The following is a 14,495-nucleotide window of genomic DNA, read 5'->3' as shown; positions in this document are numbered from 1 at the left end:
GGAGATGTGCTTATGTGGCTCTTTCTGGCGTTTCTCGCCGTGCCGCTGATCGAGATTGCCCTGTTCATTCAGGTCGGCGGGGCAATTGGCCTCTGGCCCACGCTTGGGATCGTGGTTCTGACCGCCATTCTTGGGACAGTTCTGGTGAAAACCCAGGGCGCGCTGGCCATGAACAACCTGCGCGGCTCTTTTTCCCGGCTCGAAGACCCGTCCGAGCCACTGGCCCATGGCGCGATGATCCTTGTTTCGGGCGCCCTTCTGCTTACGCCTGGATTTTTCACCGACGCGGTCGGCTTTGCTCTGCTGATGCCGCCGGTGCGCAGTGCTGTGTTTGCCTGGCTGCGCAAGCGGGTCAAGGTGCAGCGCTTCGAGATGGGCCCGGATGGTCCGCGCGACCCGTATCCTCCACATCCTCCACGATCGGACGACGATATCATCGAGGCGGAGTATACCGAGGTTCCGCCCGAGAAACGCCCCACCCATACGCCATCAGGCTGGACCAAGCATTAAGCCCTACAGGCATTGAGGCTCGTCGGCCATCCTGCTATGGCTCTGCGCCAAACGAAGCATTCCTCTGGAGACCCCGATGGCTGAAAAAGAAAACGGTGCCGCGCAGCCGCAACAGCAGCAGCAACCGCCCCAGGTCAAGATGAGCATCCTGACCCAATATGTCCGCGACCTGTCCTTTGAAAACATCATGGCCCAGCGCGGTCAGGGTGGCGAAGTCACCCCCGATGTCACCGTCTCGGTCAATCTGGAGCCGAAAAAGCGCCAGCCCGATCATCAATACGAGGTCGACATCAAGCTGAAGGTCGATTCCAAGAACAAGGGCGACGGTCAGGCCTTGTTCCTGATGGAGCTCGACTATGCCGGCGTTTTCCATATCGAAGGCCTGCCGGATGAGCAGTTGCATCCGTTCCTTCTGGTCGAATGTCCGCGCCTGCTCTTTCCGTTCCTGCGCCGGATCGTCTCGGATGTGACCCGTGATGGTGGCTTCCCGCCGCTTAACCTGGAAAACATCGACTTCATGGCGCTCTACCGCAACGAGCTTGCCCGGCGTCAGCAGGCCGCGGCTGCCGCCGAAGGCGCCGACAAGCCCCAGGCCTGATCGCCAAAGCGCGCTGGCCCCGGACCTGATCCGGGGCCGCCGCCCCTGCTCAGACCTTCTTCCACAGTGCTGCGTCGCCCAGGCTTTCGACCATCGCCTTATGCGCGGCGGCTTCGGCATCGCTCAGGCGTGGGGGCAACGGCGTTGGCCGCGGCATCGGCCGCCACTCTGCGCCACCCTGCGCCGCACCCGACCCGCTGACCCCGGCCAGCACCAGATCCGGCTGCCGTCCACCGATCAGTTCCAGATAAACCTCGGCCAGGATTTCCGAGTCGAGCAGCGCCCCATGCAGCGTGCGCGCCGAATTGTCGATGTTGAAGCGGCGGCACAGCGCATCGAGCGACGCAGGCGAGCCGGGAAATTTCTGCCGCGCCATCGCCAGCGTATCAATCGCCCGGTCCATCGGCAGGCGCGGCAGGTTCAGCCAGCCCAGCTCGGCATTGAGGAATTTCATATCAAAGCTGGCGTTGTGAATCACCAGTCTCGCGTCTTCCACGAACTCCAGAAACTCCTGTGCGATCCTGGCAAAAACCGGTTTGTCGCGCAGAAAATCATCGCCCAGACCATGCACCTCGAACGCCTCCTGCGGCATGGCCCGCTCGGGGTTGATATACTGGTGATAGGTCCGGCCCGTGGGCATGTGATTGTAAAGCTCGACCGCGCCGATCTCGACAATCCGGTCGCCCTGTTCGGGCTCAAACCCCGTCGTCTCGGTATCAAGCACAATCTCACGCATCTGACAGCCCCGCCCTGATCTCTCGCACCACAGCCTGCACCTGTGCGCGCGCATGTTCAAGCGTATCGGTCAGGATCACGTAATCGGCCCGCGCGCGCTTCTCCGCATCCGGCATCTGCTTGGCGATGATCTGGTCGAACTGTTCCGGCGTCATCTGTCCCCGCTCCATCAGGCGGCGGCGCTGTTCGGCCGCGTCCACGCTCACCACGGCCACCGCGTCCATCATCGCCTCGCCGCCGGTCTCGAAAAGCAACGGGATGTCCAGAACCGTGATATCCGCTGTGGCATTTTGCAGGAACGCCGCCCGGTCCTGCGCCACAAGCGGATGCACAATCGCCTCGATCCGTTTCAGCGCCATAGGATCCGCCGCGATCACATCTTTCAGACGCGCCCGGGATACCGCGCCCGCCTCAACTGCTTGCGGAAACGCCTCGGCCATTGGCGCCACCGCGGCGCCACCGCTGGCATAAAGCCGGTGCACCGCCGCATCCGCATCCCAAAGGGCGCAGCCTTCGTCGACGAACATCTGCGCGGTGGTCGATTTGCCCATCCCGATCGACCCGGTGAGCCCCAGCCGATAGGTCATCTGAGCGCTGCCGCCCGCGTGGCGCTGTCCACCTCGGGCCGCACCCCGAACCAGCGCTCGAACGCCGGAACCGCCTGATGCAGCAACATCCCCAGGCCATCGACCGTCGTACAGCCAGCCTCTTCCGCTTCGATCAGAAGCCGCGTCTTGAGCGGGGCATAGACAAGATCGGTCACAATCGCGCGTTTGTTCAACCCGTCAAGGGGCACCCTGAGTTGCGGCTTGCCAAGCATACCGAGGGAGGTCGTGTTCACGACAAGGGCCGCATCTTCCAGCATATTGCCTGCCTGCACCCAGTCAAAGACCTGCAACCGCTTGCCAAATTCCTGTTTCAGCGCATCGGCGCGCACCCGTGTACGATTTGACAGCAGGATCTCCGGCACACCCGCATCGAGCAGCGCCGCGATCACCGCCCGCGCCGCACCCCCTGCGCCCAGCACTGCCGCAGGGCCGGACTTGGGGTCCCATGCGGGCGAGTATTGCTTGAGGTTCTGGATGAACCCATAGCCATCGGTATTGTCCGCATGGACCTTGCCATCCTTGCGGAAGATCAGCGTATTCGCCGCCCCGATCAGGATGGCGCGATCCGTCACAAGATCGGCCAGTTCCATGATCCGCTCTTTATGCGGGACGGTGATGTTTACCCCGACAAATCCCATCTTGGGCAAGGTCCGGATCACATCCGCCAGATCATCGGCGCTGACATCCATCGGAATATATGCCCCAGGAAGGCCATATGTCCTGAGCCAGTGGGTATGAAGCTGCGGCGATTTCGAATGCGCAATCGGAGAGCCGATCACACCGGCAAGAGGGATCTTCTCAAGGCTCATGTCTCGATCACCCCGCGATTGCCAAGGAACCACAGCAGCTCCAGAAGCGGAAGGCCAAGAACGGTGAAGTAATCGCCATCGATCCTCTCAAACAGCCGCACGCCTTCCTCCTCAAGCTTATAGGCTCCAACAGAGTGTTGGATACTGTCCCAGTTGCGGTCAAGATAGGCGTCCAGATACGCGTCTGAGAAGTCGCGCATTGTCATCTTTACAACACCGATCTTGCGCCAGACAGGACGGCCCCCCTCGCAGATCACCGCCGCCGAAATCAGCCGGTGCTGCGCGCCGCGCAGTTTTTCAAGCTGGGCGCGCGCCTCGTCCCGCGTCTCCGGCTTGGCGAAAATCTCGCCGTCGATCGCCAACACCTGATCGCAGCCGATCACCAGCGCCGCAGGGAATTTGGCGCTCACCTTCTGTGCCTTCAACTCGGCAAGCATATCCGCCACATCGCGCGGCGGCGCGCCCTCGGCCTGCATCGCATGGCGCACCGTCTCTTCATCGACGCGGGGTTTCTCAACCTCAAAGGCAAGCCCCGCATTGCGGAGCAAAACCTGTCGGATCTCCGAACCGGAGGCCAGGATCAAGGGCTGAGACATGTGGATATCCCCGTTGAAAAGTTAACAAGTGTTTATGAAAGACATGGGGAGAAATCCATCGCCTTCCTGATCCTGCGGGTAACGGTGGAGTTTCTCACATATTCCCAGACAATCATCCCTTGGGGAAAGGCATAACTTCTTTCTGGGGATAGATGCCATTTGGGGGAACAAGGCGCTGAGTTATCACCAGGGACTTAGGTCAGAAAAATACGTAAATTATTGTTATTATTTATTAATTTATTGGATTTGTCACTTGAATCCCGGTTCTACACAAGGTTGCCCACAGGCCGCGATTCTGTGGATCATCCCGTGGGCATTTCCTTAATCCACAGGCTTTGCCCTCCCTACAAAAAACATCATCCTTTTTAATCTTTCTTTTTATTTATAGAGAGAGGCAAAGAGGATTGGGATAAGATGACAGACCTGCTTGCCGAGCTTTACCCGTGGACCAAGGCGTTGCATATCGTCTCGGTGATTTCCTGGATGGCGGGTATGTTCTATCTTCCCCGTCTCTTTGTCTATCACGCTGAACAATCGCAGCCAGGCGATGACCGCGATACCGTTTTTCAGGAGATGGAGCGCAAGCTGCTGCGCCTGATCATGAACCCGGCCATGATCGCGACCTGGGTGTTTGGTCTTATGCTCGTCTTTACACCTGGCATTGTCGACTGGTCTGATATCTGGCCCTGGGTGAAATCGCTGGGCATCATCGTGATGACCTGGGTGCATCATTGGCTGGGGCGCAGACGCAAGGAATTCATGAGCGGCACCAACACCCGCACAGGCCGCACCTATCGTCTGATGAACGAAGTGCCGACCATTGCCATGCTTGTCATCGTCTTCGCGGTGGTCCTGCGGTTTTGAGCTGCCGATTGACTCAACACCGTCTGGCGCCTATGTAGCGGATCAAGCCCCCGTCCGGGTGGCCTGTTTTCCATTGATGACAAGACACGTCCCGCCTCGCAAGGCGCGTGCAAAGGTGTATCCCCATGTCCGAAGAGCGTCTCAACCTGTCCGATCTCAAGAAGCAATCCGCCAAGGATCTGCTCGATATGGCCGAAGATCTGGAGATCGAAAACGCCTCCACCATGCGCAAGGGCGAGATGATGTTCTCGATCCTCAAAGAACGCGCCGAGGAAGGTTGGACGGTCTATGGCGACGGTGTGCTCGAAGTGGTGCAAGACGGCTTCGGCTTTCTGCGCTCGCCCGAGGCGAACTATCTGCCCGGTCCCGACGATATCTATGTTTCACCCGAAACCATCCGCAAATATTCCCTGCGGACCGGCGACACGATCGAAGGCGAGATCAAGCAGCCCGAGGGCGAAGAGCGGTATTTCGCTCTGACCAATGTCAGCCAGATCAACTTTGAAGACCCCGAGAAGGCCAAGCACAAGATCGCCTTCGACAACCTCACGCCGCTCTATCCTGATGAGCGTCTGACGATGGAAATCGCGGACCCGACGATCAAGGACCGCTCGGCCCGGATCATTGACCTTGTGGCCCCTATCGGGAAAGGCCAGCGGTCGCTGATCGTGGCGCCGCCGCGCACTGGTAAAACCGTGCTGCTGCAGAACATCGCGACCAGCATCGAAAAGAACCATCCCGAATGTTACCTGATCGTCCTGCTGATCGACGAACGGCCCGAAGAGGTGACCGACATGCAGCGTTCGGTCAAGGGCGAGGTGGTCAGTTCCACCTTCGATGAACCCGCCACCCGGCACGTCGCCGTCTCGGAAATGGTCATCGAAAAAGCCAAGCGCCTGGTGGAACACAAACGCGATGTGGTCATCCTGCTCGATTCGATCACCCGCCTTGGCCGCGCTTTCAACACGGTTGTCCCGTCCTCCGGCAAGGTTCTGACCGGCGGTGTGGATGCGAACGCCCTGCAACGGCCCAAACGCTTCTTTGGCGCTGCGCGGAACATCGAGGAAGGCGGCTCGCTCACCATCGTGGCCACCGCGCTCATTGAAACCGGCAGCCGTATGGACGAGGTGATCTTTGAAGAGTTCAAAGGAACCGGCAACTCCGAGATTGTGCTCGACCGCAAAGTGGCCGACAAGCGTGTGTTCCCGGCCATGGACATCCTCAAATCCGGCACCCGGAAAGAGGATCTTCTGGTGGACAAGATCGACCTGCAAAAGACCTTCGTCCTGCGTCGGATCCTCAACCCGATGGGCACAACCGATGCCATCGAGTTCCTTATTTCCAAGCTCAAACAGACCAAGACCAACGCCGAGTTCTTCGATTCGATGAACACCTGACGGCCTGCGGTCGGGGGTGCGCCATATGGATACCATTTTCGCGCTCTCCACGGCGCCGGGAAAGGCCGGCGTGGCGATCGTCCGGGTATCCGGCCCCTCTGCCTTTGCATCGGCTGAGCGGCTTTGTGGTCATCTCCCCTCTCCGCGTCAGGCCTCGTTGCGGCAGCTCACCGGTGCGGATGGGGTCGTGCTTGATGAGGCGCTCGTTTTGACCTTTGAAGCCGGGCACAGTTTTACCGGCGAAGAGAGTGTCGAATTTCACTGTCACGGCTCCCCGGCCATCGTCTCTGCCGTACTTGATCAGCTCAGCCAGCACTCCGATCTCCGCGCGGCCGAGCCGGGGGAGTTTACCCGCCGCGCCCTGGAAAACGGTCGGCTCGATCTGGCGCAGGTCGAGGGCCTTGCCGATCTGATCGAGGCCGAGACCGAGGCCCAGCGGCGTCAGGCTCTGCGCGTCTTTTCGGGCGAGCTTGGCGCGCGCACGGACCGCTGGCGGCAGAAGCTGATCCGTGCCGCGGCACTGATCGAAGCCACGATTGATTTCGCGGACGAAGAGGTGCCTGTCGATGTCTCTCCCGAGGTGACGGCTCTCTTGACCGAGGTTCAGACAGAGCTTCACCGCGATGCCTCCGGTGTTGATGCGGCTGAACGTATCCGCACAGGCTTTGAGGTCGCCATCGTGGGCGCGCCGAATGTCGGGAAATCCACCTTGCTGAATGCCCTCGCCGGGCGTGAGGCTGCGATCACGTCCGAACATGCCGGAACAACCCGCGATGTGATCGAGGTGCGGATGGATTTGGGTGGTCTGCCGGTGACCTTTCTCGATACCGCCGGCCTAAGGGAAACGGAAGATGCTGTTGAGACGATCGGGATCGACCGGGCAAGGCAGCGCGCCGAACAGGCCGATTTGCGTGTTTTCCTGCTCGAAAATGGACAACCTATTGATATAAAACAGGAAAGTGATGATATCGTACTTCTGGCAAAAGGCGATTTGCAGGTATCTTCAACACGATCGATCTCGGGCAAAACCGGCCAGGGTGTCTCGGAACTTATTGAGAATATACGAGAAATTCTTCAAACTCGCGCCCTCGGCGTTGGTGTTGCCACTCATCTGCGTCACAAGCGGGCGATGGAGCGCGCCAGCACGCATCTGGTCGCCGCCCAAGAGCTGATAAGCCAGGGTCCGGATATGGCAGACCTTGCGGCAGAAGAGCTGCGCACCGCTATTCGTGCCCTTGATTCTCTGGTAGGACGCATAGATGTGGAGAACCTGCTGGACGAGATTTTCGCCAGCTTCTGCCTGGGTAAGTGAGGACTGTTTCACGTGAAACAATTTGATGTCGTGGTGATCGGTGGCGGCCATGCGGGCTGTGAGGCGGCGCATGCCTCTGCGCGGCTTGGGGCCTCCACGGCGCTGGTCACGCTGAGCCGCGCCGGGATCGGCGTCATGTCCTGCAACCCGGCCATCGGGGGCCTGGGCAAGGGTCACCTTGTGAGAGAGATCGACGCTATGGATGGTGTCATGGGCCGTGTCGCCGATGCTGCCGGGATCCAGTTCCGCCTGTTGAACCGCCGCAAGGGTCCTGCCGTGCAAGGTCCCCGCGCACAGGCGGATCGCAAGATTTACCGTGAGACCATGCTGGCCGAGATTGAGGCGCAGCCGAACCTGACGATCATCGAGGGCGAAGCCTGTGATTTTCTGATGTCCGGGGAGGCCGTCACCGGCGTCGTTCTAGACGATGGGACCGAAGTGAACGCTCGTGCTGTCGTCCTTACCACTGGCACTTTCCTCCGCGGCGTGATCCATATCGGGGATGTTTCGCGCCCCGGTGGTCGGATGGGGGATCGCCCATCGGTCAAACTGGCCGAGAGGATCGACAGTTTCGACCTCACACTTGGGCGGCTGAAAACCGGCACGCCCCCACGCCTTGATGCCAAGACAATCAATTGGGACATCCTCGAAAGCCAGCCGGGCGATGACGACCCGGTGATGTTTTCTTTCCTGTCCAAGGCCCCCAGCGCGCGCCAGGTGTCTTGCGGGATCACCCACACCAATGCGCAGACTCATGAGATTATCCAGCAAAACCTGGAGAAATCGGCGATGTATGGCGGGCATATCGACGGGATCGGCCCCCGGTATTGCCCCTCGATCGAAGACAAGATCGTACGCTTTGCCGACAAGACCTCTCACCAGATTTTTCTTGAGCCCGAAAGCCTGTCCGACGACCTGATCTATCCTAACGGCATTTCGACCTCTCTGCCCGAGGCGGTGCAAGAGGCTTATGTGCGATCGATCAAGGGGCTGGAAAATGCCCGGATCGTACAGCCCGGCTATGCCATCGAATATGACTACGTCGATCCGCGCGCCTTGTCCGCCACGCTTCAGCTTCGCACGGTTCCGGGGCTGTACCTTGCCGGTCAGATCAATGGCACAACAGGCTATGAAGAGGCTGGCGCCCAGGGTCTGGTGGCGGGCCTCAATGCGGCCTGCCAGGCGCTTGGGCGTGATCCGGTAGCGTTCAGCCGGTCGGATAGCTATATCGGTGTGATGATCGACGATCTAACGACGCGCGGCGTGTCGGAGCCCTATCGCATGTTCACGTCCCGCGCCGAGTTCCGCTTGTCCCTGCGCGCGGATAACGCAGATCAACGCCTGACGCCGCTTGCCATTGCGCTCGGATGTGTGGGCGAAACTCGTCGATCCGCCTTTGAAAACAAGGCAGAACGGCTTGCCTCGGCCCGGGACTTGCTTGAGGAAAACGCCTATACGCCCAAGCAGCTGAACGCGTTCGGCCTCAACATCAAGGAAGACGGCACCAAGCGCACCGCGTTTCAGCTTTTGTCCTTCCCGGATATCTCTTTCCCCGACATCCTGCCGATTGATGACCGTTTTGCCGGGATCGACGCGGAGAGCCGTGATCAGGTGGCGCGCGATGCGCTCTATCACAATTATATCGAACGTCAGAAGCGCGATGTCGAATTGATGCGCCGCGATGAGGACAAGGCCATCCCGGTGGATTTTGATTATGATGCGGTCGAAGGGCTGTCGAACGAGCTTAAGTCGAAGCTCAACACCATACGCCCGGCGAACCTCGCTCAGGCGGGTCGTGTGGATGGGATGACCCCAGCGGCGCTCACCCTTCTCCTGATGCGCCTGCGCCAGGAACAACGGAGCAAATCCGCATGATCACCCCCGAGGCGCTGGATGTTTCACGTGAAACATTCGCCCGGCTTGAGGCGTATGCGGCGCTTCTGGAAAAGTGGAACCCGAAGATCAACCTCGTGTCCCGCGAAAGCCTGGGCGACCTTTGGGTGCGGCATATCCAGGATTCGGCGCAGCTTTATGCGCTGGCCCCAAACCCCTGTAAAATATGGGCCGATCTTGGATCAGGCGGTGGATTCCCCGGACTTGTCATTGCGATCATGGCGTTGGAGCATGGCACACCTGCCGAGGTGATCCTTGTCGAAAGCGATCAGCGCAAGGCAACCTTCTTGCGCACCGTCATTCGCGAATTGTCCCTGCCCGCCCGCGTCATCTGTGACCGGATTGAACGCATTCCGCCGCTGAATGCCGATGTTCTGTCTGCCCGCGCCCTTGCCGATCTGACGGCGCTACTGGGATTTGCCGCGCAGCATCTTGCCCCGGATGGAACGGCGCTTTTCCCAAAGGGTGTGCAGTGGGAAAAAGAGCTTCAGGCCGCGCAATCACAGTGGAACTTCACCTATCACGTTGATAAGAGTTTAACCGAAACCGGACCCGTCATTCTTTCGGTCAAAGGAGTCTCCCGTGTCTGATCCGACTCGTCCCCCTGGGCCAAAAATCATTGCGATTGCCAACCAGAAGGGCGGCGTGGGCAAGACAACCACAACGATCAACCTCGGCGCTGCGCTGGCTGAACAGGGCGCGAAGGTGCTTGTCGTCGATCTTGATCCGCAGGGCAACGCCTCTACCGGACTGGGCATAGACGCCGACAGCCGCGAATACACCACCTATGAGCTTCTGCTCGAAGAGATCGATCTTGACGATGTCGTGCAGGCCACCGAAACCCAAAATCTTTCGATCATTCCCGCCACTGTCGATCTCAGCTCTGCTGATATGGAGCTGATATCTAACGAAAAACGCAGTTTCATGCTGCATGACGCGTTGCGCCAGCGCGCGATGGACACTTACGAGTTCGATTATATCCTGATCGACTGCCCGCCATCGCTCAACCTGCTGACCGTCAATGCGATGGTCGCCGCGCATTCCGTGCTGGTGCCCCTGCAAAGTGAATTTTTCGCGCTTGAAGGGCTGTCACAACTCATGCTGACCATTCGCGAGGTGCGGCAGACGGCAAACCCGAACCTGAGGATCGAAGGCATAGTCCTCACCATGTTCGACATGCGCAACAACCTCTCGTCGCTGGTCGAGCAGGACGCGCGCGACAATCTGGGCGAACTGGTGTTTCAGACGCGCATCCCCCGTAACGTCCGGGTCAGCGAAGCGCCGTCATATGCCATGCCCGTGCTCAGCTATGATCCCGCATCGAAAGGCGCCGACGCCTATCGCGCTCTCGCCCGAGAGCTGATGCAGAACCAGGCGCGCGTGGCCGCGTAATTCAGTTGAAAGGACAGACCCATGGCTGAGAAGAAAACCAAACGAGGTCTCGGTCGCGGCCTGTCTGCGCTGATGGCCGATGTGGCGGATGCCCCGGCAACTGAAAGTAGCCCCGCCCGCCCGGACATGATGGTGCCGATCGAAAAGGTCAGCGCCAATCCCGACCAGCCGCGGCGTCAGTTCGACAAGGATCAGCTTGACGATCTTGCCCGGTCGATTCGCGAAAAAGGGATCATCCAGCCGCTGATCGTACGGCCCCATCCCCGCAGAACGGGCGAATACGAAATCGTCGCAGGCGAACGCCGCTGGCGCGCCGGTCAGATGGCCAAACTCCACGAAGTCCCTGCTATCGTTAGAGAATTTGACGATATTGAAGTTCTGGAAGTCGCCATTATCGAAAACATCCAGCGGGCCGATCTGAACCCGGTGGAAGAGGCGGCGGGTTTCTCGCAACTGATGGAAAAGTTCGGCCACACCCAGGAAAAACTGGCCGAAGTCCTCGGCAAAAGCCGCAGCCACATCGCCAATTCGGTGCGCCTGCTCACCCTGCCCCTTGAGGTGCAGAGCTATCTGCGCGATGGCAAGCTTTCCGCCGGACATGCGCGCGCCCTGATCACCGCTGATGATCCCGTCGCGCTGGCCAAAGAGGTGATCCGCAAAGAGCTTTCGGTGCGTGAAACCGAAAAACTCGCCAAGGCGCAGGTCGAGAATATTTTCACCGAAAAGGGCAAATCGAAACCGGCCGCTCCGGGCAAAGATGCTGACACCCGCGCGCTTGAAGGGGATCTGTCTGCCAATCTCGGGATGAAAGTGGCCATTGACCACAAGCCCGGCCAGGAAGGCGGCGCTTTGACGATCAGCTATGCCTCGCTTGATGACCTCGATACGCTCTGCCGGTTGCTGAGCGCGACCTGATTCAGGCGTTCGGCCGCGTCCAGATGAAAATCAGCACAGCGCCCAGAACAACGACCTGAATCGCCAGAACATGCATCGGCGCGCTCAGCACGACCGAAATCAGGAAAACCACAATGATCGAGGCTGTGGCCAGCCGTTTGGCCCGCGGTCGAATGGCCCCGTGTTCCGCCCAGTCGGTGATCATGGGCCCGAACGTGCCATGTTCGATCAGCCAGGCGTGCAGTCGTTCAGACGACCGCGCAAAACAAAACGCGGCCAGCAGGATCAGCGGCACAGTCGGCACCAATGGCAACACGATCCCGATAAAGGCAGTGCCGAGGCTCAGAAACCCGCAAAACAGCCAGACAACCCGCATCAGACATCCGGCATCAGGGTTTCGATAACCGCATTCAACACCAGCCTGCCCTCCTGCGTCGCGCTGATCCGGTCACCCCTCGCCGTGATCATGCCAATGTCCTGCAAATGATCTAGCGCGCTCTGCTTCAGCGGGAACCCCGCGAGGGCTTGATACCGCGACCGGCTGATCCCCTCCGAGATCCGCAGCCCCATCAACAGATATTCCGAGACTTGTTCGCTTGTTGGCAGCGGGGCAAAAACAGTCTCTGTTTCACCAGACTCCGCCCCTTTTAGCCAGCGGTCGGGCATTTTGAACGCTTCTGTCGCGCAGCGCTCTCCATTCACCGTGATCCGCCCATGCGCGCCCGGGCCGATGCCGATGTAATCCCCATAGCGCCAGTAAATCAGGTTATGACGCGATTCCGCACCGGGCCGCGCGTGATTGGACACTTCATAAGCAGGCAGCCCCGCCGCATCGCAAATCTCTTGCGTGGCCTCGAACATATCGGCGGCATCGTCATCAATTGGCAAGCCTTTTAGCTTGCCTTTCGCATAGCGATCCCCAAAGGCTGTGCCCTGTTCAATGGTAAGCTGATAGAGCGACAGGTGATCGACCGCCATGCTCAGCGCCTCGCGCAGCTCTGCCTTCCATGCGTCGGGCGTCTGATCCTGGCGCGCATAGATCAGGTCGAAACTCACCCGTTCAAAATGCCGTCGGGCGATATCGAACGCGGCGCGCGCCTCTGCGACGCTATGAATCCGCCCTAACCTTTGCAAATCGCGATCGTTCAACGCCTGCACGCCCATCGAAACACGGCTGACCCCGGCCTCGCCATAGGCGCGGAATCGCCCAGCCTCGACCGAGCCGGGATTGGCTTCCAGCGTGATCTCCAGATCATTCGCCGCAGGCCAAAGCGCCTTGATCCGGTCGATCACGCGGGCCACGACATCGGGGTTCATCAGACTGGGCGTGCCGCCCCCGAAAAACACCGCATTCAGAACACGCCCGGGCAACAGCGCCGCATACCTGTCCAGCTCGCGGATATAGGCCTCGGCCCAGGCGTCCTGATCAATCGACCGCGCGACGTGAGAGTTGAAATCGCAATAGGGACACTTGGCCTGACAGAAGGGCCAGTGAAGATAGAGGCCAAAGCCCCCGTTCTGCCAATCCTCAGCCAAAACAGCCGGTCACGAACTTGGCAAAAGCATCCGCGCGGTGGCTGATCTTGTTCTTTTCCCAGCGGTCCATTTCACCAAATGTTTCCTCATACCCGTCAGGACGGAAGATCGGATCATACCCATGCCCCTGATCGCCCCGCATCGGCCAGGTGATCTGCCCGTCGATCGTGCCGGGAAACACCTCGTCATGCCCATCCGGCCAGGCCAGCACCAGCGTGCAACAAAACCGCGCGCGCCAGGGCTGCGCCGCGCCGGACGCAACCAATTCCTCATGCGCCCGCGTCATGGCCATCACAAAATCGCGGCCTTCGCCCGTCTCGGCCCAATCGGCGGTATAAACACCGGGGGCACCGCCCAGTGCGTCAATCTCAAGCCCGCTATCGTCCGACAGCGCCGGAAGCCCCGTCGCCCGTGCCGCCGCATGTGCCTTGATCCGCGCATTGCCCACAAAACTGGTCTCGGTTTCCTCCGGCTCAGCCAGCCCCTTTTCCGCGGCACCCACGACAGACACGCCATAAGGTTCCAGCAAGGCAGCTATTTCTTCCAGCTTGCCGGTGTTATGCGTGGCCACCAACAGGGTATCGCCGGTGAATTTACGCACCCGCCGCCTCCAGCTGTTTCGCCGCCAGCTCTCCAATACCTTTTTCGGCCAGATCCAGAAGTGTGTTCATCTGATCGCGGCTGAAGGTGGAGCCTTCGGCGCTCATCTGCACCTCGATCAACCGGCCCGATTGCGTCATGATGAAATTGCCATCGGTCCCGGCCTCGCTGTCCTCCGGGTAATCCAGATCCAGCACCGGTTGCCCGGCATAGAGCCCACAGGACACCGCCGCGACCGGATCGACCAGCGGATCGGACATGACATCGCCCGCCTTCATCAGCTTGTTCACCGCCAGGCGCAGCGCCACCCAACCGCCGGTGATGGCCGCGCAGCGTGTGCCGCCATCGGCCTGGATCACATCGCAGTCAACTGTGATCTGCCGCTCGCCCAACGCCACGCGATCGACCCCGGCACGCAAGGACCGCCCGATCAGCCGCTGGATTTCCACCGTGCGCCCGCCTTGTTTTCCGGCCGAAGCCTCGCGCCGCATCCGGCTGGTGGTTGACCGCGGAAGCATCCCGTATTCCGCCGTGACCCAGCCCAGGCCGGAGCCCTTGATAAACGGCGGCACACGGTCCTCGATCGTCGCGGTGCACAGAACATGCGTGTCACCCACACGGATCATACAGGACCCTTCCGCATGTTTCGTTACCCCGGTCTCGATTGAAACCGGGCGCATTTCGCTTAAATCTCTTCCCGAAGGCCGCATCGCTTGATCCTCTCTTCTTGGTTCCTGCGGGGATACGGGCG

At 60.0% G+C, this 14,495-nt stretch carries 17 protein-coding genes; 9 read left to right on the top strand and 8 right to left on the bottom strand.

The window, feature by feature from the left end; all coding sequences use genetic code 11:
* Window positions 1-12: 12 nt before the first annotated feature.
* Together EI983_RS18640 and secB are read left to right on the top strand one after the other, a co-directional pair.
* Entirely contained in the window at window positions 13-510 is a 498-nt protein-coding gene (locus EI983_RS18640) for an FxsA family protein (RefSeq protein WP_157708833.1), read from the top strand.
* A 76-nt stretch (window positions 511-586) separates the two neighbouring features.
* Window positions 587-1,108 carry a protein-export chaperone SecB gene (gene secB, locus EI983_RS18635; protein ID WP_157708832.1) on the top strand — a complete coding sequence of 174 codons (522 nt, stop codon included), beginning with the start codon at window positions 587-589 and terminating at the stop codon, window positions 1,106-1,108.
* Window positions 1,109-1,157: 49 nt separating this feature from the next.
* Here secB and dnaQ read toward each other — a convergent pair whose 3' ends face one another.
* The 4 genes from dnaQ to EI983_RS18615 are packed head-to-tail and all read right to left on the bottom strand — an operon-like array spanning window position 1,158 to window position 3,856.
* Window positions 1,158-1,844, bottom strand: coding sequence for a DNA polymerase III subunit epsilon (dnaQ, locus tag EI983_RS18630; RefSeq protein WP_157708831.1), 687 nt, complete (start codon window positions 1,842-1,844; stop codon window positions 1,158-1,160).
* Window positions 1,837-2,430 carry a dephospho-CoA kinase gene (gene coaE, locus EI983_RS18625; protein WP_157708830.1) on the bottom strand — a complete coding sequence of 198 codons (594 nt, stop codon included), beginning with the start codon at window positions 2,428-2,430 and terminating at the stop codon, window positions 1,837-1,839. The genes dnaQ and coaE overlap by 8 nt, the downstream gene beginning before the upstream one ends.
* A complete protein-coding gene (locus EI983_RS18620; RefSeq protein ID WP_157708829.1) occupies window positions 2,427-3,260 on the bottom strand; it encodes a shikimate dehydrogenase in 834 nt (277 codons plus the stop codon). Before EI983_RS18620 ends, coaE begins: the two co-directional genes overlap by 4 nt.
* Entirely contained in the window at window positions 3,257-3,856 is a 600-nt protein-coding gene (locus tag EI983_RS18615) for a Maf family protein (RefSeq protein WP_157708828.1), read from the bottom strand. The genes EI983_RS18620 and EI983_RS18615 overlap by 4 nt, the downstream gene beginning before the upstream one ends.
* A 414-nt stretch (window positions 3,857-4,270) precedes the next feature.
* Here EI983_RS18615 and hemJ point away from each other — a divergent pair, with 414 nt between their 5' ends.
* The 7 genes from hemJ to EI983_RS18580 all read left to right on the top strand — a co-directional run bounded on the left by hemJ (window position 4,271) and on the right by EI983_RS18580 (window position 11,629).
* A complete protein-coding gene (hemJ, locus tag EI983_RS18610) occupies window positions 4,271-4,720 on the top strand; it encodes a protoporphyrinogen oxidase HemJ (protein WP_157708827.1) in 450 nt (149 codons plus the stop codon).
* A gap of 125 nt (window positions 4,721-4,845) precedes the next feature.
* On the top strand, window positions 4,846-6,117 hold the full coding sequence (gene rho / locus EI983_RS18605) for a transcription termination factor Rho (RefSeq protein ID WP_157708826.1): 1,272 nt from the start codon (window positions 4,846-4,848) through the stop codon (window positions 6,115-6,117).
* Between the two features lie 25 nt (window positions 6,118-6,142).
* Window positions 6,143-7,429: a tRNA uridine-5-carboxymethylaminomethyl(34) synthesis GTPase MnmE gene (gene mnmE, locus EI983_RS18600; RefSeq protein WP_157708825.1), complete on the top strand. Its 1,287-nt coding sequence runs from the start codon at window positions 6,143-6,145 to the stop codon at window positions 7,427-7,429.
* 3 nt (window positions 7,430-7,432) lie between these two features.
* Entirely contained in the window at window positions 7,433-9,304 is a 1,872-nt protein-coding gene (gene mnmG, locus EI983_RS18595) for a tRNA uridine-5-carboxymethylaminomethyl(34) synthesis enzyme MnmG (protein ID WP_157709162.1), read from the top strand.
* On the top strand, window positions 9,301-9,912 hold the full coding sequence (gene rsmG, locus EI983_RS18590) for a 16S rRNA (guanine(527)-N(7))-methyltransferase RsmG (protein WP_157708824.1): 612 nt from the start codon (window positions 9,301-9,303) through the stop codon (window positions 9,910-9,912). Before mnmG ends, rsmG begins: the two co-directional genes overlap by 4 nt.
* Window positions 9,905-10,714: a ParA family protein gene (locus EI983_RS18585; protein WP_157708823.1), complete on the top strand. Its 810-nt coding sequence runs from the start codon at window positions 9,905-9,907 to the stop codon at window positions 10,712-10,714. The genes rsmG and EI983_RS18585 overlap by 8 nt, the downstream gene beginning before the upstream one ends.
* 21 nt (window positions 10,715-10,735) lie before the next feature.
* Window positions 10,736-11,629, top strand: a complete 894-nt coding sequence (locus EI983_RS18580) for a ParB/RepB/Spo0J family partition protein (RefSeq protein WP_157708822.1) — start codon at window positions 10,736-10,738, stop codon at window positions 11,627-11,629.
* A gap of 1 nt (window position 11,630) precedes the next feature.
* Here the strand turns inward: EI983_RS18580 and EI983_RS18575 are convergent, their stop codons facing one another.
* Genes EI983_RS18575 through rph form a run of 4 tightly spaced genes read right to left on the bottom strand, consistent with a single transcriptional unit; the run spans window position 11,631 to window position 14,454 of the window.
* The gene (locus EI983_RS18575) at window positions 11,631-11,984 is read right to left on the bottom strand and encodes a YbaN family protein (RefSeq protein WP_157708821.1); all 354 of its coding nucleotides are present in this window, start codon (window positions 11,982-11,984) and stop codon (window positions 11,631-11,633) included.
* Window positions 11,984-13,144, bottom strand: coding sequence for a radical SAM family heme chaperone HemW (hemW, locus tag EI983_RS18570; protein ID WP_157708820.1), 1,161 nt, complete (start codon window positions 13,142-13,144; stop codon window positions 11,984-11,986). Before hemW ends, EI983_RS18575 begins: the two co-directional genes overlap by 1 nt.
* Window positions 13,137-13,745 carry an RdgB/HAM1 family non-canonical purine NTP pyrophosphatase gene (gene rdgB / locus EI983_RS18565; protein ID WP_157708819.1) on the bottom strand — a complete coding sequence of 203 codons (609 nt, stop codon included), beginning with the start codon at window positions 13,743-13,745 and terminating at the stop codon, window positions 13,137-13,139. The genes hemW and rdgB overlap by 8 nt, the downstream gene beginning before the upstream one ends.
* Window positions 13,738-14,454 carry a ribonuclease PH gene (gene rph, locus EI983_RS18560; protein ID WP_157708818.1) on the bottom strand — a complete coding sequence of 239 codons (717 nt, stop codon included), beginning with the start codon at window positions 14,452-14,454 and terminating at the stop codon, window positions 13,738-13,740. Before rph ends, rdgB begins: the two co-directional genes overlap by 8 nt.
* Window positions 14,455-14,495: the final 41 nt, after the last annotated feature.

It is taken from the genome of Roseovarius faecimaris, from assembly GCF_009762325.1.
Taxonomy (GTDB): Bacteria; Pseudomonadota; Alphaproteobacteria; order Rhodobacterales; family Rhodobacteraceae; genus Roseovarius; species Roseovarius faecimaris.
Note: the sequence above shows the minus strand (reverse complement) of the source record. Positions and strands in the feature narration are given on the sequence as shown.